This is a genomic window from Paenibacillus sp. NPDC058898, assembly GCF_049316025.1.
In the GTDB taxonomy this organism is placed as follows: Bacteria; Bacillota; Bacilli; order Paenibacillales; family Paenibacillaceae; genus Paenibacillus_AQ.
The window spans coordinates 116217-138019 of record NZ_JBMOSM010000003.1 but is presented as its reverse complement, the minus strand read 5'-3'; the positions used below and the strand labels follow the sequence as shown (position 1 = coordinate 138019).

The 21803-nt window shown below is 49.4% G+C and carries 19 protein-coding genes and 1 riboswitch; of the genes, 13 read left to right on the top strand and 6 right to left on the bottom strand.

Going from position 1 to position 21803, the window contains the following annotated elements:
• Positions 1–8: 8 nt before the first annotated feature.
• On the bottom strand, positions 9–2018 hold the full coding sequence (locus ACOZB4_RS09135; protein WP_379413512.1) for a restriction endonuclease fold toxin: 2010 nt from the start codon (positions 2016–2018) through the stop codon (positions 9–11).
• A gap of 304 nt (positions 2019–2322) precedes the next feature.
• Entirely contained in the window at positions 2323–3456 is a 1134-nt protein-coding gene (locus ACOZB4_RS09130; protein WP_379413516.1) for a phosphodiester glycosidase family protein, read from the bottom strand.
• A 233-nt stretch (positions 3457–3689) separates the two neighbouring features.
• On the opposite strand from ACOZB4_RS09130, the gene ACOZB4_RS09125 reads away from it, so the two are divergent.
• Genes ACOZB4_RS09125 through ACOZB4_RS09115 form a run of 3 tightly spaced genes read left to right on the top strand, consistent with a single transcriptional unit; the run spans position 3690 to position 5628 of the window.
• The gene (locus ACOZB4_RS09125; protein WP_009591066.1) at positions 3690–4058 is read left to right on the top strand and encodes a GntR family transcriptional regulator; all 369 of its coding nucleotides are present in this window, start codon (positions 3690–3692) and stop codon (positions 4056–4058) included.
• Positions 4058–4948, top strand: coding sequence for an ABC transporter ATP-binding protein (locus ACOZB4_RS09120; RefSeq protein WP_379413519.1), 891 nt, complete (start codon positions 4058–4060; stop codon positions 4946–4948). Before ACOZB4_RS09125 ends, ACOZB4_RS09120 begins: the two co-directional genes overlap by 1 nt.
• A complete protein-coding gene (locus ACOZB4_RS09115; RefSeq protein WP_076321907.1) occupies positions 4945–5628 on the top strand; it encodes a hypothetical protein in 684 nt (227 codons plus the stop codon). Before ACOZB4_RS09120 ends, ACOZB4_RS09115 begins: the two co-directional genes overlap by 4 nt.
• A 16-nt stretch (positions 5629–5644) precedes the next feature.
• Here ACOZB4_RS09115 and ACOZB4_RS09110 read toward each other — a convergent pair whose 3' ends face one another.
• A complete protein-coding gene (locus ACOZB4_RS09110; RefSeq protein WP_379413522.1) occupies positions 5645–6967 on the bottom strand; it encodes a voltage-gated chloride channel family protein in 1323 nt (440 codons plus the stop codon).
• Positions 6968–7040: 73 nt separating this feature from the next.
• Positions 7041–7101: riboswitch (Fluoride riboswitch) on the bottom strand.
• Positions 7102–7333: 232 nt separating this feature from the next.
• On the opposite strand from ACOZB4_RS09110, the gene ACOZB4_RS09105 reads away from it, so the two are divergent.
• The 4 genes from ACOZB4_RS09105 (at position 7334) to ACOZB4_RS09090 (ending at position 12261) form a co-directional block, all read left to right on the top strand.
• Entirely contained in the window at positions 7334–8389 is a 1056-nt protein-coding gene (locus ACOZB4_RS09105) for a FecCD family ABC transporter permease (protein ID WP_379413823.1), read from the top strand.
• Entirely contained in the window at positions 8389–9423 is a 1035-nt protein-coding gene (locus tag ACOZB4_RS09100; protein ID WP_213644398.1) for a FecCD family ABC transporter permease, read from the top strand. Before ACOZB4_RS09105 ends, ACOZB4_RS09100 begins: the two co-directional genes overlap by 1 nt.
• Positions 9424–9513: 90 nt before the next feature.
• The gene (locus ACOZB4_RS09095; RefSeq protein WP_379413529.1) at positions 9514–11229 is read left to right on the top strand and encodes an ABC transporter ATP-binding protein; all 1716 of its coding nucleotides are present in this window, start codon (positions 9514–9516) and stop codon (positions 11227–11229) included.
• Between the two features lie 33 nt (positions 11230–11262).
• Entirely contained in the window at positions 11263–12261 is a 999-nt protein-coding gene (locus ACOZB4_RS09090) for an ABC transporter substrate-binding protein (RefSeq protein ID WP_379413533.1), read from the top strand.
• Positions 12262–12382: 121 nt separating this feature from the next.
• Here the strand turns inward: ACOZB4_RS09090 and ACOZB4_RS09085 are convergent, their stop codons facing one another.
• Both ACOZB4_RS09085 and ACOZB4_RS09080 read right to left on the bottom strand, forming a co-directional pair.
• Positions 12383–13012 carry a dihydrofolate reductase family protein gene (locus tag ACOZB4_RS09085; RefSeq protein WP_379413535.1) on the bottom strand — a complete coding sequence of 210 codons (630 nt, stop codon included), beginning with the start codon at positions 13010–13012 and terminating at the stop codon, positions 12383–12385.
• A 240-nt stretch (positions 13013–13252) separates the two neighbouring features.
• Positions 13253–13657: a winged helix-turn-helix transcriptional regulator gene (locus ACOZB4_RS09080; RefSeq protein WP_076321900.1), complete on the bottom strand. Its 405-nt coding sequence runs from the start codon at positions 13655–13657 to the stop codon at positions 13253–13255.
• A 192-nt stretch (positions 13658–13849) separates the two neighbouring features.
• Between ACOZB4_RS09080 and ACOZB4_RS09075 the strand changes: the two genes are divergently transcribed.
• The 3 genes from ACOZB4_RS09075 (at position 13850) to ACOZB4_RS09065 (ending at position 16940) form a co-directional block, all read left to right on the top strand.
• The gene (locus ACOZB4_RS09075; RefSeq protein WP_379413541.1) at positions 13850–15055 is read left to right on the top strand and encodes an MFS transporter; all 1206 of its coding nucleotides are present in this window, start codon (positions 13850–13852) and stop codon (positions 15053–15055) included.
• Positions 15056–15180: 125 nt separating this feature from the next.
• Positions 15181–16026, top strand: a complete 846-nt coding sequence (locus ACOZB4_RS09070) for an aldo/keto reductase (protein ID WP_379413543.1) — start codon at positions 15181–15183, stop codon at positions 16024–16026.
• 119 nt (positions 16027–16145) lie between these two features.
• On the top strand, positions 16146–16940 hold the full coding sequence (locus ACOZB4_RS09065; RefSeq protein ID WP_379413547.1) for an SDR family NAD(P)-dependent oxidoreductase: 795 nt from the start codon (positions 16146–16148) through the stop codon (positions 16938–16940).
• A 26-nt stretch (positions 16941–16966) separates the two neighbouring features.
• Here the strand turns inward: ACOZB4_RS09065 and ACOZB4_RS09060 are convergent, their stop codons facing one another.
• Positions 16967–17827: a helix-turn-helix transcriptional regulator gene (locus ACOZB4_RS09060; RefSeq protein WP_379413551.1), complete on the bottom strand. Its 861-nt coding sequence runs from the start codon at positions 17825–17827 to the stop codon at positions 16967–16969.
• A 192-nt stretch (positions 17828–18019) separates the two neighbouring features.
• Between ACOZB4_RS09060 and ACOZB4_RS09055 the strand changes: the two genes are divergently transcribed.
• The 3 genes from ACOZB4_RS09055 to ACOZB4_RS09045 all read left to right on the top strand — a co-directional run bounded on the left by ACOZB4_RS09055 (position 18020) and on the right by ACOZB4_RS09045 (position 21534).
• Positions 18020–19900: a beta-L-arabinofuranosidase domain-containing protein gene (locus tag ACOZB4_RS09055; protein WP_379413554.1), complete on the top strand. Its 1881-nt coding sequence runs from the start codon at positions 18020–18022 to the stop codon at positions 19898–19900.
• Between the two features lie 121 nt (positions 19901–20021).
• Complete coding sequence (locus ACOZB4_RS09050; protein WP_379413556.1) at positions 20022–20678, top strand: hypothetical protein; 657 nt, start codon at positions 20022–20024, stop codon at positions 20676–20678.
• A gap of 19 nt (positions 20679–20697) precedes the next feature.
• Entirely contained in the window at positions 20698–21534 is an 837-nt protein-coding gene (locus tag ACOZB4_RS09045; protein ID WP_379413559.1) for an aminoglycoside phosphotransferase family protein, read from the top strand.
• Positions 21535–21803: the final 269 nt, after the last annotated feature.

Here is a 21803-nt window from a genome sequence, read left to right as displayed (position 1 = left end):
CCTTGTCGTTATAATGGATCGGTATCAATGTGGACTTCTATTCCATATCTTTGGCTGTATTCATGTAATTTGTCAATAACCGATTGGGCAGGCTCCCCTTCAAAATGATAATAGACCTTTCTCCCGGTTTGCTGGGCAGCCTCGAAGGTGGCTTTCATTTGAGAACGTGCTCTTCGATTAAGCTGCTGAAGCGCGGGCTTTGTCTGGGCAACATATTCATCACTGATTGCATCGAATTCATGTCCCTTCGGATCGGTATTAAATTTCATTCTGGATTCTCCACCAAGTCGCTCCGCGAGCGCATCCGCTGCTGCATCAGGCTTGTTGACCTTCTGAAGTTCCCCGGAATAACTCGGTACCTCTTGTGGTGTGTCGCCGGATTCGTCAGGTTTTTCTTCATCAGGTTTGTCTTTCGGCTTATCTTCCTCCGGCTTTTTCTCATGGTCAGCGTCCGGCTTCCGCGGATTCTCTTCCGGTTGTTCATTCGTACCGTCAGGCTTCGGATCGCGAGTTCCGCCAGAGGGAGTATCCGGCTCATCGCGCGTTTTCAAACCGACTTTCTCGGAAAGCGCATCCAGCCACCTTCTTGCACGGGGACCCAGCTTATTGGACAGCCAAGATACCCCTTTACCTATCGGAATCCGGCTGAGGATAACGGCTAACACGGCAGCGGCCGCATTTTGTGGGGATAGCAGCTTCTTCGGGTCGCGGATGTATCCGGCAATTTCGTGTCCGCCACCGGCAATGCCTGCACCGGTCATGGCAATACCAAGAGCGGGCCAGAAGCTGACAAACAGCAGGGAAAGGGCAAAGGCTCCTAATATGATACCCGCTTGTTCCCAGCCGCTAAGCCGATCCCACCAGTTCTGGAGTGAGTCGAACAAGCACGCGAAACAAGAGGAGTCGCCAGCTGTCATCGAAGCGCCGATACTGGACAGGATCCCGGCAGCAAGCATGAGAATGCCGATGGCTCCCAGAACGGCAGTATACTTTCTTACATTTTCCTGGACCTGATCCCTTTGGCCTGCTGCTTCGAGATTGCCATATAATATCGAGTATCCGAGCTCGCGTCGTTCTCGGTAGAATCCAATCAAGTAACCGAGGCGTTTCCTATCTGTAAAGTGAGCCCGCGTCATCTGCCAACACTCCGTTAATGGATTGATGAGGGCCTCACCCTTCAGAACAGGAAGACGGTCACGGATTCGATGCAGATCGAAATAGTCGATGAACAACCCTGCAACCAGCAGGACCAGGAAGAAACCTTCGGTTCGGTAGCCCTCGCCGGTCCATTCATGAATAGTCAGCACCCACTCCGGCAGCCGGTTCTGTCCATTCCAGGCTGCATGATTCAGGATAGCCCATAGCAGAAGGAAAGCCGGAAATGCATAGGCCCAGCGTGAGAGGCGCTTGGCGTACCGGAAAGCGATGCCGATTCCGAGTGCAATCATAGCACTATGTACAGGATGCGTAACATTCATCATGGTCGGAATAAAGCTTTCCTCGAAGTAGCCCGGAAATAAATCGAAGAACTCCCAATGGAGCGTTTTGCCGCCGAGAAAAGACACCCCATAATTGCTTTGGACTAAGCGCCTCGACAGCTCCTCCATAAATTGAAAGCCAATGCCGGGAGCAGCCCCTAATACAACATAATCGCTCAGACTTAACGAAGTAGCTCTTCTTGAAAAGAATAAATACAGTCCCAGAGGCAATAGCTTGTAGATTTCCTCAACGATTGGGGTCATGACGGCGAATGACCATGTGTCGTTAGTCCGTCCTCCAAAGATCAAATGAAGTCCCTGCATGGTCCCATTGGTCAAGGGAATGACCAAGAGAACGCCTGAGAGAACATACAAGCTGACCTGCTTCCAGGTAACGGTTTTGCTTCGGCTAAGCAGCCAAAATTGCAGCAGTACGTAGAAAGACCACAAATATTGAACTAGCATGGTCCGCGATTCTTCAATCAGAATCAGACTTAAAACGAGCACCAGCAGGGAAAGCCAGGAAAATAAGTGATACACCTTGGCAATGAAAGGGTATCTCCCAATCCATTCCCTCCAAACCCGATATATCCCCTCGACCGTGTCTCTGATTCTCGTCCGAATGACCGCAATAGACGATGTAATGGAATCCACCCCCCGCTGAATGAACCATTAGCTTAGAACGTTCACAAAAGACAGTTTGCTATATATTTACACAATGGGTCCTCTTCGTGAAACATTTTCTTGATCAGCATATGCGGCTCCAAGCAGAGGTAGTGCTGCCTAAAAAGAAACACCCTGATCAGCCGGCAGAATATCCGGATAACCAGGGGAGAGGAGGTAACTATTTATATTTTACGACGATGGCATTACTGACCTGCCGTCCAGGGGACGTTAAGTAAGATCCATTATAATACAAGCCGCTGGAGGCACCACCATCCAGATTCATCGCTTGGTACGCCCCAGCTTGTTTCATAATTTCCGCAAGCTGGGGAATGGTTGCCCCGCCTGTCGTTAACAAAATCAGCTTATGATCCTTCGTGATACCGAGCGCACTTCGTGCGCCGCCGCCAGTTAGAATCTTCGGATCTTTGAAGCCTTCCTTCTTGACGTCCAGGGTTACCTTGCCGTCAGTCAGTAGACGCGGGCCACCTTGAAGTGCCCCTTCCAAATGTCCGGCATCATATACAGATCTGAAATCAAGTCCAGGAATCATGGTGGCCAGATTGTTGCTGTCATAGGTGAAGATCGTCCGATTATCCCCCGAGGCCTTGTGCAAAATATTGCCTTTGCTGACCAAATAGCCGTAAGGCGCTTTGTATGCGCCGGAAGTGTAGGCATCAAAGAACGTACCGTTTATAGCCACTACGGCGTTACTACGCTTGGCTATACTGCGCAAATCCTCGACCTTCCCTGCTTTATTGCCTGCCAGAACGACGTCCAGTTCCACCTTCGGATGGAGAAGTGAAACGGTAACCACCTGTGCACTGAAGGAACGGGAGCCCACCTTAAAGGTTTTCCTAACCGTCGTAACGGGCTTGGTTTGGCTGGATATTAATGTTCCCGATAGAACAGGGAGCGTGTTTGCTACATTCCCATCCGTGATGTTCAGGGTGGATCTATTATGGCTCCAGGATAGCTGTAAGCCCAGATGTTGGCTGACAAATTGCAGCGGTACATAAGTGGAGCCGTTCTCGGAGAACGGGGCTGCTTTAGCCTGAACCTTCTTGCCATTTACATAGGCATTGAGGCTGCCCAAGTATAGCGTGAGAGCTGTATCTTCGCGAGTAATAGTGAGTTTTTTTTCAGCGGCTGTATACGCCACCTTTACGCCGTCATAGGTCTTGAGTACCCCAATCGAAATATAGGATTGGCTGTTCTTATCCACATAAGCCAAATTCTTGGGTGCGGATGCGGCATACAGCGGCGTTATTACCGTCAGCATGGCTAGTACAACGATTGCAATAATTCTTTTCATGTTTCCTCTCAAGCTCCTCTTCTCTTTATCTGTATTGGGCAACGCAGGATTTGTGCCTATACTTTATCGGAAGATAAGGACTATTTATTTAGGACAAAAGTCCAATTCCTGTCTTGTTTTTGTAAATAAATTCCGATAACCCATTGACAATGAACTCCATTCCTTATATGGTTAATTACATAAGTAACTAACCAATGGTGTAATGAGGTTATAAACGAAAGTTGGTGAGGTAAATGGCATTTCAGATTGATGACAGCAGACCGATATTCATGCAAATTGCCGACAAAATTGAAGACGACATCATCGAAGCACGACTGCCTGAGGAAACGCAGGTTCCATCAACGAATCAGTTTGCAGCCTTTTACCAGATCAATCCGGCTACAGCTGCTAAAGGGGTTAATCTGCTGGTCGATCAAGGAATTTTGTACAAGAAACGGGGGATTGGCATGTTTGTAGCTTCTGGAGCTCGTGAATTGCTGATGGAGAAGCGCAAGACGGAGTTTTATGAACAGTACGTGGTCGCCATGGTTAAGGAAGCGGCCAAACTTGGGATTACCAAAGATCAATTATCGGAAATGATCCGCAGAGGGGAGCAAGACTGATGAGCCAAACCGTGATCGAAGTCAAGAATTTGAGCAAGGCATACAAGGATGCGACGGCTGTCGATAATGTGAGCTTTACCATTGAGGCGAATAAGATCTATGGATTGCTGGGCAGGAACGGCGCGGGCAAAACGACCATCATGCAGATGATAACGGCGCAGCTGTTCCCAAGCCAAGGGGAGATTCGCGTATTCGGAGAGCATCCATACGAAAATCAGAAGGTGATCCGGCAGGTATGCTTCATTAAGGAAGGCCAGAAATATCCGGATATCTTTACGGTCAAGGACGTTATGGGAATTGCCGCTAACGTTTATCCGAATTGGGATGCGGCATATGCAAACAAACTGATCGAGGTATTCCGGCTGCCTATGAAACGACTCGTAAAGAGATTGTCCCGCGGCATGCTCTCATCGGTAGGCATCATCGTCGGACTCGCCAGCCGCGCACCGATCACGATCTTTGATGAGCCTTACCTCGGACTCGACGCCGTGGCCAGAGAGCTGTTCTATGATCATCTGATCGAGGATTACACCAATTATCCGCGCACGATTATTCTGTCCACGCATTTGATTGATGAGGTTAGCAGATTGCTGGAGCATATTATCGTCATTGATTCCGGCCGAATTTTACTTGACGATGCTACGGATGACTTGCGGGGACGTGCGTTTAAGATCGTCGGTCCCTCCGGAACGGTTGAATCGTTTATCCAAGGGCTGGAAGTGATACATCGGGAGTCGTTCGCTTCCATGTTATCCGTCACGGTGATGGGCAGCGCGACAACGAAGTTGCATAAAGAGGCGGAGGAATTGGGCTTAGAAACAACCCCCGTTTCCCTTCAACAATTGATCGTATATTTAACTAAGCGCGAAAAGGTGGGGATCCAACCATGAACGGAATTCCTGGCGTAATCCATATTTATTCGAGACAGAAACTATCCTGGTTTTATTTGCCCTGGGCCATCACGGCATTCAGCTTTCTGATCAACTACATTATCAGCGTGTTGGTTAATGGTGAAGCGTTCTATGCCGGGGGATTGGCAACAATCTTTATCTATGTGTTTATCGCGGCTCTTGTATCGGTGCTGCAGCTGTTCCCCTTTTCCCTCGGATTCAGCATTCGAAGAACGGACTTCTATCTGGGCTCTGTTCTGATGGTGGTAGCGTACAGCGTCATAACGTCGATTATATTATTGGCATTAGCCGAAATTGAACGCTTTACGAGTTCTTGGGGAGACCGGATATCGTTCTTCAAACTGCCGTATTTGAATGACGGCACGTTATTTGAACAATTCATCATTTATTTCATATTGCTTCTTACATTTGCCTTTATCGGGATAGGAATCGGCGTGTTCTATCTTCGTCATCGCGGCATTAAGACCTTTGTCATGTTTGCGGCCTATTTCATTATATTGTCGGGGGCCAGCGTTCTGGTTACCCAATACGGTTGGTGGGGGCAAGTGATTGACTGGGTTGTCAAACATACTGCCTTTGAATTGTCCCTGTGGCTCATTCCCATCTCGGTTATCCTCGCACTCGTCAGCTACCGCTCGATTCGTAAAAGCTCGGTGTAAGGCAAAAGACGTCCGATTACTCGGACGTCTTTTTGTGCTTCTGTTTTTTTAACGTCTTCGCTCCTGCAAGCGTGGTGCCCAGCGGGAACGAGAGGAGCGGGTGTTTGGAAGTGCCGATGAGCTGAGATGTGTAGATGCCGGAGTGCCCGGAGAACAAGTAACTGATCACACAGGCCATAAACATATACACGGCGCCTTCACCGCCGAACAGTTCGATTCCCATAATAAAGCAAGCAATCGGGGTGTTCGTTGCTCCGCAGAAGACAGCAATAAATCCTAATGCAGCCAGGAACGGGGCGTATAATCCGATCCATTCCGATAACGCGTTACCCAGCGTTGCCCCGATGGCAAACAGCGGGGTTACTTCTCCACCCTGGAACCCTGCCCCGAGCGTCAGCGAGGTAAAGATGATTTTGCCGAGAAAGGCGAGAGGTGATACCTCGTCTGTGAAGGAGGCTTCGATCAGGGGGAGACCCAGTCCCAAATAATCGCGTGTCCCAAGCAGATAAACCAGCCCAATGATGATAATGCCGCCGACAGCGCTTTTGATCATCGAATTGCGGAAGAAATAGCTGTACCACCGCTTCAAGGAATGGGTTAGCTCACTGAATAGTCGGCTTGTCAGACCAAAGAGTATCGAGGCGAAAATCACCTTTAGGATCACCAGGAAACTCAAAGCCGGAATTTCTCCGATCGGATAATGCAGATGGCTGACGCCCCATAGGGAGGTGGCGATCAGATTCCCGACCAAGCTGGCTATGAATGCAGGTAATAGGGCTTGATGCGAGATCAGTCCGATGGCAAGGACTTCTAGTCCAAATAGCGTTCCCGCTAGCGGCGTGCCGAAGATGGATCCGAAACCGCCGCTAATTCCGCAGATCAGCAGTATTTTTCGATCCGCCGGCGTGACGCGGATAAGCTTCCCGAACCACTCCGATAAACTTCCTCCCATCTGAACGGCAGTACCCTCACGTCCTGCAGAACCCCCAAACAGATGCGTGATTAATGTTCCGATTAGAACTAAAGGTGCCATTCGCAATGGAACGGATTCCGTACCGCCATGGATTTGTTCAAGGATGAGATTATTCCCCTTGGTACTGCTCTTGCCAAATTTGTAATAAAGGTAGCTGACCACAGCGCCTCCGAAGGGAAGGAAGAACAGCAGCCAAGGATTCTCCATGCGAAGGGAGGTTACATAGTCCAGACTGTAAAGAAAGAAGGCGGAGGCACTGCCCGTCATTAATCCAACAACACTTCCAAGAACGATCCATTTGATGAAGTAACCGGACAACAAGGCGTATGGCCATTTTTCGGTAACTTCAAACCATTTTTTAATCATGCAAATTCACCCGTTTCTATATATTCGCCGCTAAACCCTTCGATACACAAACAGACTCCTACCAGGAAAGCGACCTCTGGTAGGAGTCATTAGCTATCGAAGCGGTTATGGCGAACTCCATCGCCTCATTCAATTAGCATTTATTGTAATGGATTAGAGGTTTCTGTGTCAATGGCGCAATCCATTAGACGCGGAGCTTTTGTTGAGTCAAAAGAGGTACCGCTTTTATTTGGAAAAAAGCGCTTGACTTGGGCATGGACTTTTTTCAGGTGAGAAATTCAAGATGTCCATGGACGCAGGAAAGACCTTTATTTTATAGTTACAGATGATAATGAGAATCAATATCAAAGTATTGAGGGGAAAATGATGTCATCAAACACGTCCAATCCAAGTTTTACAGATTCCGAGGCCCACGTTAAACACAAGGGGCGACCATGGGCTGCAACCCTGATTCTCACCGGAGGTGTGGCAGCGCTGGTGCTTGGTATAGCTTTATCGATATCGCTCGGAGCGGCAGAGATTGATCTGCGAAATGTATGGGAGGCGGTGTTTTTCTTTAATCCCGATGTGACGGAGCATCAGATCATACAGGAACTGCGCTTGCCGAGAGTCCTCGGTGGAGCGATGGTGGGCGCCTGCTTTGCCGTATCGGGCGCGATCATGCAGGGGATGACTCGGAACCCGCTCGCTGATTCAGGTTTGCTCGGATTAAATGCGGGAGCGGGGTTTGCCATTGCCCTCTGTTTTTCCTTTTTTCCGGGGCTGCCTTATATGTACCTGATTCTGTTCTCGTTCCTTGGAGCAGGATTAGGTGCTGTACTCGTGTATGGTGTCAGTTCCATGGCAAAAGGCGGATTGACACCGGTACGTCTTGTTCTGGCGGGTGCTGCGCTCAGTGCTTTGTTAAGTGCGCTTAGCGAAGGCATTGCATTGTATTTTCAGGTCGGACAGGACATGGCGTTCTGGTATGCCGGCGGAACCGCGGGGATTAAGTGGGTCCATCTGAAGATTATGCTGCCGTGGATCGTCGCTGCCATATTGGGAGCTATTGCATTGTCACGCTCCATTACCATGCTCAGCCTCGGCGATGAGATCGCCCGCGGGCTCGGGCAGCGAACGGGACTCGTCAAGCTGGCCGGAACAGTGATCGTGCTGGTGCTGGCAGGGGCTGCCGTCTCGGTTGTCGGTGCGGTAGGCTTTGTCGGTCTCATGATTCCGCACGTCACGCGCAAGCTGGTCGGTGTGGATTATCGCCTCATCATTCCTTGCTCGGCCGTTCTTGGGAGCTTGCTGGTCGTCATTGCCGACCTAGCAGCAAGAATGGTGAACCCTCCTTACGAGACACCGGTGGGCGCGATCATCGCGTTGATCGGGGTGCCCTTCTTCCTCTACTTGGCACGCAAAGAAAGGAGGGAACTGTAATGGAGACCATCACAAACACCATGCATGGGCGAAAAGACAGGAAGCGCAAAATCATAACCCTGTCTGTGCTGGCTGCACTGATCGTTTTGGTATTTCTGATCAGTATGAATACGGGAGTCATTCGTTTATCGCCGCTTGAGGTCATCAAAACCTTGTTTGGCAGCGGGACGGATAAGCAGGAGCTGGTGCTGTTCGAATTCCGCTTGCCGCGGATCGTCATCTCGCTGCTTATTGGGGCCGGGCTAGCGATATCGGGATGTGTGATGCAGGGAATATCCCGTAATGAGCTGGCGGATCCGGGAATCTTGGGGATTAATGCAGGAGCAGGCTTGATGGTGATGCTGTTCATTTCATTTTTCCCAAGCACGACGGCGGCCCCTGTCTATCTACTGCCGGTGCTTGCATTGATTGGGGCGAGCTTAACCGCTGCATTAATATGCGTGCTGGCCTATAAGAAGAATCAGGGTTTTAAGCCGACGGGGCTCCTGTTAACAGGGATTGCCGTTGCGGCGGGCATTAGTGCGGCTATGATCGTGCTAACGCTGCGCTTGAGTCCTGAAAAATATCAGTTTGTTGCCACTTGGCTAGCGGGCAGCATTTGGGGTTCCAGCTGGAAGTTTGTATTGGCATTGCTCCCATGGATCCTTGTGCTTCTGCCCTTCGTCATGTATAAAGCGCAGGTGATGAACGTGCTCAATCTTGGAGAACCGATGGCGACGGGACTCGGTGCTTCCGTCACAAGGGAGCAGCTGAAGCTGTTGGCAGCGGCGGTTGGCTTGGCAGCCTCGTGCGTTGCGGTAAGCGGCGGAATTGGATTTGTCGGACTTATCGCGCCCCACCTATCCAGACGGTTGGTCGGTGCGAAGCATCAGATGCTGCTGCCGGTAACGGCGCTGGTCGGTGCACTGCTGGTCATCACAGCCGATACTCTGGGACGTTGGATCATCCAACCATCTGAGATTCCGACGGGGATCGTGGTTGCGGTGATTGGTGCTCCCTATTTCCTGTACCTGTTATCCAGGTCGAGAGCGTAACAGGATAAGTAACTGATCTAAAATGTGCGCTTTATTAAAGGAAAGGACTTGCTCATTTCTATAATGGAATTACGGATTAAGGAGGTCCTTATGCTGCGTCGATTTTTTTCCTATTACAAGCCTTATAAAAGGCTGTTCATCCTGGATTTTTGCTGCGCTATCTTTGCGGCTTTACTTGAATTGATATTCCCGGTTGCCGTCAACCGCGTGATTGACGACTTGCTGCCGAGCGGTAACTGGAAGTGGATCTTATACGCTTGTTTGGGTCTTCTCGGCATTTATGTTGTCAGTTCCTTCTTGCATTACGTGGTCACCTATTGGGGGCATAAACTCGGCATCAACATTGAGACGGATATGCGCAAAAAGCTGTTTGATCGGGTTCAGAAGCAATCCTTCCGTTTTTTTGACAATAACAAGACGGGACATCTCGTCTCGCGGATGACAAACGACCTGATGGATATCGGGGAAATTGCCCACCACGGTCCGGAAGATCTCTTCATTGCCCTTATGACGCTTGCCGGTGCCTTGGGCATCATGCTCGGGATTAACTGGGAGCTTGCGGTGATGACGTTTGTGATAGTACCTCTGATGGTCTATTTATCACTCTATTTCAGTGGAAAAATGTCGGCTGCGTTCAAGCGCATGTTCTCCGATATCGCCGATTACAACGCAAGGGTGGAGAACAACGTCAGCGGTATCCGCGTGGTTCAAGCCTTCTCGAATGAGGAGCATGAAATGGCTCGTTTCGCCGAGAACAACAACCGTTTCCGCGTGACAAAGCTGATTGCCTACCGCATTATGGCGTGGAACTCTTCGATTAGCTTTATCCTGATGAAATTCATCTCCCTGTTCGTTTTGGTGTGCGGTACTTGGTTCGTGATCGAAGGCCGGATGACCAACGGGGAATTTATCGCTTTTGTCATGCTGTCCAACGTCTTCCTCGGCCCGATTAAACAGATTAATGCGGTCATTGAGATGTATCCGAAGGGAATCGCCGGCTTTAAGCGTTATTTGGAGCTGCTTGAGAGCGAACCGGACGTTGCGGATACGCCTAATGCGAAGCCGGTTCACGATCTGCGGGGAGACATTGCCTTTCACGGGGTATCCTTCGGGTACGAGAACAAAGATCAAGTGCTGCAGGATGTCAGTTTGTCCATACGTGCCGGTGAAACCGTTGCGCTTGTGGGGCCGTCCGGAGCGGGCAAAACAACGTTATGTTCATTGCTGCCGCGTTTCTATGATACAGACGGTGGCCGGATTACGATTGATGGGATCGATATCCGAGACATGACGCTGCAATCCCTTCGTTCCCATATTGGCATCGTGCAGCAAGATGTATTCCTGTTTGACGGCAGCATTCGCGAAAATATTGCCTATGGCCGACTTGACGCTGCCGATAGCGATATTATGAAAGCCATGAGCCGTGCCCAGCTTGAGGAGTTGGTCGCTTCGCTTCCGGATGGGCTGAATACCTTAATTGGCGAGAGAGGCGTCAAGCTGTCCGGCGGACAGAAGCAGCGCCTGTCGATAGCCCGGATGTTCCTCAAGAACCCGCCGATTCTTATTCTGGACGAAGCGACGTCCGCATTGGATGCGGAGACCGAAGCGGCGATTCAGCAGGCATTGGCCGAATTGTCGGAAGGTCGGACGACACTTATAATTGCACACCGGCTCGCTACCATCAAGAACGCAGATCGGATTGTGGTTGTTGCTGACAAAGGCATTGCCGAACAAGGCATCCACGAAGAACTGCTCGCGGCGCACGGCATATACAGCCGATTACATCGAGCCCAATTCGGGGCTTAAATCCAGCTATCATTTTTTTGGGAGGATATCAACATGTTCAAGTCTAAATTACGCATCATGCTCTCTACGCTCGTTTTATGTTCGATCTTTATTTCGGCATGCAGCGGGAATGGGAATACCGTGAATAATGGCGGCTCTGCCGGTGAAACAGCTGCGGGCACGGACAAGCCCCAGACTGAGGCCTCAGCGCCCACGACTAGAGAGGTGGATACGATTAACGGAGAAATCGAAATTCCGGCCGCTCCCGAGCGAATTGTAGTTGATGCCTACCTGCCAACTCTGCTGCTGCTCGGAGAAAAGCCGGTCGGCGCGACAGCGACGGATCTCGAGAACATCCATATTCAAGACATGATTGAGGGCATAGAGAACACGGGGGAAAGCGCTCCGGAAAAGATTGTGGAATTGAACCCAGACCTGATTATCAGCGCTAACTCGGACCCGGAATTATACGAGAAATTGTCCAAAATCGCACCGACGGTCATTCTCCCTTACGAAACCTATCGAGGCGTGCACGAAGAAGTGGAGGGACTCGGTGCTATACTGGGCAAAGAAACAGAAGCAAAAGAATGGCTCGCCGGTTTCGATGAAAAAATAGATGCGCTGCGCACAAAAGTGAGCGGTGTGTTGGAAGAGGGAGAGACGTTCTCGATCTTTGGCGCATTCGGCAAAACCTTCTATCTCTACGGAGATGGCATTTATCGAGGAGGCTTGGCGATCTACAAGGAGCTCCAGCTAACGCCTCCGGCAACGATCCAAAAAGAATTGATTGATGCCAACGTGACTTACAAAGAGGTTTCCATGGAAGTGCTCAAAGATTATGCAGGCGATTATATCTTCTTTGATGAGTCTAACGGCGCCGAGATGGATAAGAAGGACAAGGTGTGGACTTCGATTGAAGCGGTGAAGCAGGATCGCGTGTTTTATCTCGATGCCAAACGATTTTGGCCGTTTGATCCGATTGCTGTCCTAGCTCAGGCGGAGGAAGTGACGGAAATGATCGTCAGCCAAAAAGAGAAGGAAAACGCGAAATAACCAGCGAGCTCGGTGATACCGCACGGATAGTGATGGACGGCAATGGCAGACCCTGAACAAGAGCGGTCTGCCATTTGTGTTCTCATGAACATTAGTTCAGTGCCAGGAATACGGGCCGCTATTATGCGTTCGTGTGATGGAACAGTCGGAATCTCAGATGCGTGACATTCGGAGATTCGATGACAGCGGTCCGAACAAATTCGATATTCGGCGAGTGGATATGTTCGAACAATTTCTGACCGTTGCCGAGGAGGATCGGTACCAGCGTGATCAGGAGCTCATCCAGCAGACCTGCTCCGATATATTGCTGTATCACGTTGGCGCCTCCGGCAATTTTAACGTCTTTACTCCCCGCCGCAACTTTGGCATGTTCCAATGCGCGTTCGATTCCATCCGTAACGAAGGTATAAGTCGTGCCGCCATTCTTGATTTCTGCGGGGCGAGCTTCGTGAGTCAGTATAAACACCGGCATATGAAAAGGAGGGGTATCTCCCCAAAATGGATGGCCATGATCGAACATCGTACGACCGAGGATGACAGAGCCCGTTCTGCGATTGGATTCGGCGATCAACTCCGCGTCTTGATTAAACTCGCCCCCGGCCAGGCCATGCAGTTCGCGCCAGCTGGTGAGCTCATAGATCCATTCGTGCAGTCGTTTACCTCCCTTGCCTAGGGGCAGCCGTGCGCTATGATTCGGACCTGTAATATATCCGTCCAATGACATCGACATTTCAGCAATAACTTGAGACATGGATTGGTTCACCTTCCATCCGGGAATTTCCTTGTTGCCTACATTTTTTTAGTTCCCTGTATTGACTCGTATTTACGAAACGTTTATTCCGGGATCAGTATAGCATTCACGATATGTCTAAATTTCTTATGATTTGCTATCTTCGAAGATGCCATAGAAGAGGGTGTATATGAAAATGGCAAGGTCCGTGATCACGGACCTTGCCATTGTTTTTGTATCAGTATTGCTTATAAATCAGGTCTAGCGTGTATCTGTGGTTGTGGGCTCGTCCGAGACTTTCAATTTATCATTCAGGATACTGTCCTCAAGCACGCTGAATTTGTCCCCGTATACTTTCGTGATATGTTTTTCGCCCCATGCACAGAGCATATCGAGAATTCCACTCAAACTCATGCCGTAATCGCTCAACTCATACTCCACTTTAGGCGGCACTTGATTATGAATAATCCGATTGATCACGCCATCGTCCTCGAGCTCCCGCAGCTGCTGCGTCAGCATTTTTTGCGTAATATTCGGCATGAGACGCTTCAGCTCGTTGGTTCGTTTACGTCCATGGGTCAGATGGCAGAGGATCACGCATTTCCATTTGCCCCCGATCACTTCCAATGTTGCTTCGACGGCGATGTTGTATTTCTTCGTTTGCATATTCATCCTCCTATTTCTAATAGGCACTAAAAAGTATCTAGGGTACTGTCAGGTACCTACATTACAAAAAAGTACGTTCTTCACACAAGAAACGATATAGATCATAATAGCATTTGCCAGCTGGATTACACCATACTCAATATTTTTACAATATACAAGCAAGAGAATAGGATAGGGGGAAATATCAACACCATGATGATAGATAAGAGAAGAAGTTTGCTGGCGCTGCTGGCACTTGCCGTCAGTGCCTTCGCTATCGGAACAACGGAATTTATCAGCGTAGGGCTGCTGCCGTTGATTGCGGAGGATATGAATATATCCGTGACGACCGCCGGATTAACCGTTTCGATGTATGCGCTTGGCGTTACCTTCGGTGCGCCGATCCTTACGTCGCTGACATCAAGGATGTCCAGGAAGACTTTGCTGCTCTGGATCATGATCATTTTTATTATTGGTAACAGCTTGGCAGCGGGCGCAGCTTCCATTGGTATCCTGCTTGCAGCACGCGTGCTTTCGGCCTTTTCTCATGGCGTATTTATGTCGATCGGCTCGATCATTGCCGCAAGCGTGGTGCCTGAGAACCGCAGGGCGACCGCAATCTCCATTATGTTTACGGGGCTGACGGTAGCTACGGTTACCGGCGTTCCGCTTGGAACGTTTATAGGTCAACAATGGGGCTGGAGACTTGCTTTTGTCGCCATTGTTGTGGTCGGTATTGTTGCGCTGATCGCAAACAGTATCCTGGTCCCTTCGGACTTACCTAGGGGAGAACGAACTTCATTCCGTGACCAGGCAAAATTGCTGACGAATGGAAGACTGCTGCTTATGCTCCTGATTACGGCTCTCGGTTATGGCGGGACCTTCGTGGTCTTCACTTATTTATCCCCATTGCTGCAGGATATAACAGGCCTCAAGGAAAATACGGTGGCCATCATCCTGCTTGTATACGGGATTGCCATTGCGGTCGGTAATGTGATCGGCGGGAAGGCAGCCAATCGCAACCCCCTTCGAGCACTATTCTATATGTTCATCGCGCAAGCGCTGGTGCTGTTCACGCTTACGTTTACCGTACCGTATCAAGTGGCGGGATTGATCACGATTATTCTCATGGGATTTCTGGCTTTCATGAATGTGCCGGGACTACAGGTTTATGTCGTAATGCTGGCTGAGCGGTTTGCACCCGGGGCAGTGAATATGGCTTCCGCGCTGAACATTGCCGCATTTAATGCCGGCATCGCCATCGGCGCTTTTCTGGGCGGCTTGATCACGAACTCCATGGGCCTGATTCATACGGCATGGATCGGGGCACTGATGGTGCTCGGCGCGGTCGTTCTCACCGGATGGAGCTTGAAGCTGGAACGGAAGAACTCGGAGAAGCCGGAAAAGCAAGCGGCCTGAATGCCTGAATGATTATTTTATGGTGAAGGGAGGTGATGTCAAAGCGTTTTATCGGAGATACTTCAATATAGGTTAACTTTCATCACAACATCACAACCCAAAAAAATGTTCGGAGGTTTATCAACATGACAGCACAACACTTACAAGATACAACCACTTTATATAATGGCGTCAACATGCCTTGGTTTGGATTAGGCGTATTTAAGGTAGAAGAAGGACCAGAGCTGGTGAATGCCGTCCGTACGGCCATCCAGTATGGGTATCGCAGCGTGGACACGGCCGCCATATACGGCAATGAAGAGGGCGTCGGACAAGGCATTCGCGAGGGTTTGGAAGCTGCCGGTATCAAGCGGGAAGATCTGTTTGTCACATCCAAAGTGTGGAATGCCGATCTAGGTTATGAATCGACTATGAAGGCTTACGAGGAGAGCCTTCGGAAGCTGGGTCTGGAATATTTGGATCTGTACCTTATACACTGGCCGGTTGAAGGGAAATATATAGATGCGTGGAAGGCGTTAGAAACGTTGTACAAGGAAGGACGCGTGAGAGCCATTGGCGTGAGCAATTTCCAGATCCATCATCTGGAGAAGTTAATGAAGGAAACGGAAATTAAACTGATGTTGAACCAGGTCGAATATCATCCAAGACTAACGCAAAAAGAACTGCAGGCGTTCTGCCGTACGAATGGAATTCAGCTTGAAGCATGGTCTCCATTAATGCAAGGACAGCTGCTGGATCAAGAGGATCTTCAGCGCATTGCAGAGAAGCATCATAAATCCATCGCTCAGATCATTCTTCGTTGGGATTTACAAAACGGCGTTGTCACGATTCCGAAATCGACCAAAGAACATCGGATTGCCGAGAATGCGGCAATCTTTGATTTTGAATTGTCCGATGAAGAGATGCAGCGCATCGACAGCTTGAATCAAAATCACAGAGTGGGACCGGACCCGGACCATTTTGATTTCTAAAAAATCTGCGTTTACGCAAGGATAGTAGGTGTAATAAATATTGTGACTCTCCTGGACCTCGGGCGGTAACGACGGGAATCAGGAGGGTCCATTCCTACATAACGGAAGGAGAGAGCATAATGAATTTGGATCTGAAGGAAAAAGTCGCATTGGTAACGGGTTCGACATCCGGCATTGGCAAAGCGATTGCCATGTCGCTTGCAGCAGAGGGAGCATCCGTCATAATAAATGGAAGACATGAGGACAAAGTAAAGCAGACGATCCATGATATTCACGCTGTGCATCCGGACGCCGAGCTGCGTATTGCTGTGGCGGATCTCGGAACGGAGGAGGGCTGTCATCAGGTCAGGGAAGCTGCTCCGGTCGTCGATATTCTAATCAACAATTTAGGGATCTTTGAGCCTGCTGAATTTTTCGATATCCCTGATGCGGAGTGGTTTAGGTTCTTCGAGACCAATATCATGAGCGGTGTTCGGTTAACCCGGCACTATTTGAAGAACATGATCAATCGCAATGAAGGTCGAATTATTTTTATCGCGAGTGAAGCAGCCGTCATGCCGTCTCAGGAGATGGCGCATTACAGCGCAACCAAGACGATGCAGCTGTCCCTTTCCCGGAGCTTGGCCGAGCTGACGACAGGAACCCGCGTCACGGTGAATACCGTCATGCCTGGATCCACTCTTACGGAAGGCGTTGAAACGATGCTGAATACGCTATATCCGGATGAGGATCTATCGATCGAAGAAGCCGAGCAGCGGTTTATGAAGGAGAATCGGCCGACTTCCATTATTCAGCGATTGATTCGACCGGAGGAGGTTGCGGATTTTGTTACGTATCTCAGCAGTCCCAAATCCTCGGCGATTAACGGTTCAGCGCTTCGAATCGACGGGGGCTTGGTACGAAGCGTATTCTAAGCAACCGAGGTGTTGTGAACGCTCTGTTAGGAACGGTATTTCTGCCTAAAGGATTTGGGTTTGAAGCCTGTATAACGAATAAAGCAGCGAATGAAATACGGAAAAGAGCCGAATCCGGATTCTTCCGCAATGCGTCCGATCGGATCGTTAGTGTGGATCAATAATCGCTTGGCTTGTTCGATCCGATGCCGTGTCAGATATTCCAGGGGCGTGCAGCCGAACGTTTTTTTCATGCAGATCGACAGATAGTTCTGGTGGAAGTGCATGGCATCGGATAATCTCTGATAGCTAACCGGTTCTTTGTAATGTTGTCTCAAATAGTTGGCGGTTCGTTCGGCTATGGCATATTGAGGATTCTGATACTGGATTCCATCCTCTTCGGCTTGAAACAGCAGGAGCAGCTCATGCAGCAGCTGCTGCTGCTTCCAGCGTGCCGCCGAAGAAGACGATGGCTGAAGGTTCTGCAATTGATCTATCAGGAGTCTCGCTTGCTCTATCGAAGGTAGCTCTCCGTACTTGGGTATATAAAAAGAGAAACTCTCGATCTGTACAATAGGCTGATCGGTTTGCGATAAGGCAAAAAGGGTCAGTTCCTCCGTTTCAATCCAACGACCGCACGTCTGAAAATGCAGCCAATAAAAGTGGGTCTCCTCCTGACAGGGCAGATACGTACGGTGCGCAGCATCGGGTCTTAAAATCAAGTGACAGCCGCTCTTTACCCTGTAAGCAACTCCGTTCTCCTCCAGAAATAACGCCCCTTTTGTCACCAGAATCAGATCAAAGACCCCAATGTTATAGCGATCCGGATGTTGGTCTCCTACCTGATAGGTATCTTCTCCACAAATCATATAGTGCGGTAGCGGTGGCGCTGTGAACTGGAAGATCATCTGCGACCAGGCCTCCTCCTCAAACGAACTCTTCTCTATGATAATCGTTTTACTGTTCCGGATTCAATAAGACAGCATGTTGTAATCGGATAAAAAGATGTTGTTTCTGTGTATAGGGTAACGCCTGGCCCAGATGGTATATTTCTACCAGAGTGTGCACCAACAAGACAGAAACAAGGAGCGTGGAAGTTGATGCTGCATGAGACTGCGTTTAACAGCTTGCCATTAGGAGCAATTAAACCGGCTGGCTGGCTTAAGAGTCAGTTGGAGATTCAAGCAAGCGGGTTTACCGGACATTTGGAAGAACAGTGGAAAGACGTAGGGAATGAGAACGGGTGGCTTGGAGGCCAGGGAGAGAGCTGGGAACGGGGACCGTATTATGTCGACGGCTTGCTTCCGTTAGCTTATTTGCTCGAAGATGAGTCTTTGATTGCCAAAGCGAATCGGTGGATCGAGTGGTCGCTTGCGAGCCAGCAGGAGAATGGCATGTTCGGTCCGGTGCGCATTACCTCCGTGAACCAGGATATCGATAAGGAGCAGGACTGGTGGCATTACATGATCATGCTGAAAGTGATGATGCAGCATGAGGAAGCAACGGGCGATGAACGGATCGTCCCTTTTCTGACGAAGTTTTTTACTTATGTCCATTCGGTTATCGAGGAACAGCCGCTGCGGGGCTGGGCCCAAACAAGGGGAGCGGAGATGCTGCTGTGCATCGTGTGGCTGCATAAACGTACGGCGCAACCCTTTCTGTTAGAGCTTGCGGATATCGTTGCCGGACAAACAACGGACTGGACCGATATCTTTCATGATTTTCCGTTCTGGCGCAAGGTTGAAGAATGGGATTGGACAACCCATGTCGTGAATGTGGCGATGGGAATCAAAACGCCGGGCGTGCTGTATGAATTAAACGGAAATCCGGTGGAGCGGGAAAGTGTACATCGGGGTATCGATTCTTTGATGACGTACCATGGTCAAGCGCACGGCATGTTCTCCGGGGACGAGTGGTTATCCGGCACCCACCCGAGCCAAGGTGTGGAATTATGTGCCGTTGTAGAGTATATGTTCTCGATGGAGCAGCTAACGCGTATTTTCGGGGACGGACGTTTCGGGGATATTTTGGAGAAGGTTGCATTTAATGCACTGCCCGCCGCCATCTCCCCGGATTGGACCTCACATCAGTATGATCAGCAAGTCAACCAGATGATCTGCAATGTCGCTCCACGGGCCTGGAGCAACAGTCCGGACGCCAACGTCTTCGGTCTGGAGCCGAACTTCGGATGCTGCACGGCCAATATGCATCAAGGCTGGCCCAAGCTGACATCGCACCTGTGGATGAAGGATCAGGAGGATGGGCTTGTTGCGGTTTCCTATGCCCCATGCACGGTGAGGACCACGGCCGGTCGTCAAGATGTTCCTGCTGTCGTCGAGGTAACCGGCGAATATCCGTTCAAGGATCGGATTCAAATTAAATTGTCGTTGGAATCCGCGGCATCGTTTCCTCTTTCGCTGCGCATCCCGGCTTGGTGCGACGATCCACTCATAACTCTGAATGGGCGCGAATTGCCATTCCAGGTGGAGTCCGGTTATGCAAGAATCGTGCAGAACTGGCAGAACGGCGACCGATTGGACATTCATTTGCCCATGGAAGTGAAGACTGTGTCACGCAGCATGTACGCTACCAGCATTGAAAGAGGGCCACTGGTGTATGTGCTGCCCGTGAAGGAGAACTGGCAGATGATCCGGCAGCGCGACATGTTCCACGATTGGGAGGTATATCCCGCTTCACCCTGGAAATACGGTTTGGTCGCCGATACGTCATTCGAGGTACTTGAGCAGGATATGGTCCGCCAGCCGTTCCTGGCGAAGGATGCACCTGTCAGGGTGAAGGTTAACGGTCAACTGATTCGGGATTGGAAAATGGAAGGCAATAATGCCGGAAACCCTCCGCTGCATCCGAACACGGACGGACAGCCCATTACGGAATTGGAGTTAGTTCCGTACGGAAGCGCCAGGCTTCGGATCGGTGAATTTCCTCTGATCGGGGAGCGGAGAAGGGGCGCTAAGAAATAAGCAAGATGGATTGAACCATCGAAAAACCGCGTGGATCGCGGTTTTTTTTGTTATACAGAGTTATACAGATATGTGTTTAACTTTAATATAAGTGTTTACGAAGATCAGAAACACACATAATATGGAGTTATTGGATACTGCGCATGTTATTATCGCTAGGAAGAAGCATAAAAAAATAAAGAGTAATGGGATAAGGGACATGGAATGCGTTGGTGAGAAAGGGAAATTTGCCGAAGGAGATCTCATGAAGAGAAAAATAATAGTGGTCCTATTGCTTGTATTTGTTATTCTGATAAATGGCAATGCTCAACGAGATTCGATCGATATGCCCCTTTATGAGGGCAGAAGCCTCGTAATTGGTGTGATCGGAGAAACACCGCAAGTTAGGGAGGAGGGGCATGTGGGTTTTAGGGAGGTTACGTTTCAGCAGCTAGAGGATCTAGACCTTTCCGCGGAGCTTGATGCTGTTTTCATAACCAAAGAACATCTGGTGGAAGCTTCTGAGCCCAAGTATACAAAAGTTTATCATCAGGCTGAAGTGCCTTTTTTCTATATCGAGTCTAAAAAATCTCATGTCCCCTTCACGATCGAGGAACTGTCCTACGATGAGGTTCCGGATCTTTCATCGGATATGTACGCAACAGGATATTACGGCAAGGATGCGTCGCATTGGGGTTACGGTTTATACAACGGTGTAATGAATGAGACCAATATCCAAGCTGTCTATTCCCATATTTTTGCGACCATCGAGTCGTTGCATAATGACGGAGGAACGTAATTTGCGAGAAATAAATTGGTTGGAGAAAAACGAGACGCTTGAGTCATTGCTCAAGCATGAAACTTCATTCCATGCTGTCCCATTAGATTCCGGGATGGAGGCAGAAGTGATGATGATCACCACATTAACGGCAGACTATGTACTAAAGGTTTGGAATAAAGATTCCAAGCCCAACGTTCAGATGCAATATCACATATTGAATGCATTGTGCACGCATGGAAGCGCGGTTTCGAAACCTTTAGGCTGGGGGACAGACCGGAATGGCAACCCAGTTTTGCTGACCAGTTACGATGGTACTCCCGTTCAAAATGTGAATCAGCCTAAACTAATGAAACTTGCTAAGATGCTAATGGATATACATAAGCTTCCCCTGGATAGCCAGAGAGGCTCTGGGTTGAAGAGATATGATTTCATCTCCTATTTTTATCCTCGAATTGATGAGTTTCCCGATATCAAACAGCCATTGATGGAGCTTGTTCAGCGTGCGAACATGAAACAAGATTGTGTCATCCATGGCGACTACCATCTGGGCAATATTCTTGAGATGGAAGACGAGTTGACCGTCATCGATTGGACGAATGTCCAAATGGGCGATCCCAGGTATGACATCGCTTGGTCGATATTCTTAATGTGGATATATGTGAGCGAGAAGCGAGCTTCTTTCTACCGTGCTGTATTTTGTACCGAGAACCGTTACGAAGCGGATGAGCTCGAGCTTTTTGAAGCTATAGCCTGTCTGCGCTGGGTTTTGCTTAGTAAAGTGGCCCGCCTCCCCATTAGAAAGGATACGATCGCAAGGGTCAGGTCAATATTGTTGCGCAGCAACTATTTAAAGCTCAAGCTTGATTTAGTCTGATCCAACAAAAATACATAGCCGCCCCTCAGATCAGAGTTAGATCGAATTGGGAAATTTACAGCAGTACATTCAGCCCCCCTATAACCATCCAACAAGATGGTAAGGGGGCTTTTTTATGAAGCAGCGGGATGCACCAAAGCCGGGATCACGCACCGAGCCGCACAGGGAGAAGTGCGCCCACTAAGTCATAAAAGCCCCGACAACGCCGGATAATCTTCTTACCAAAAATTAAAAAAAGAGGGTTGACAGAAGCATATCCGATCTTGTAA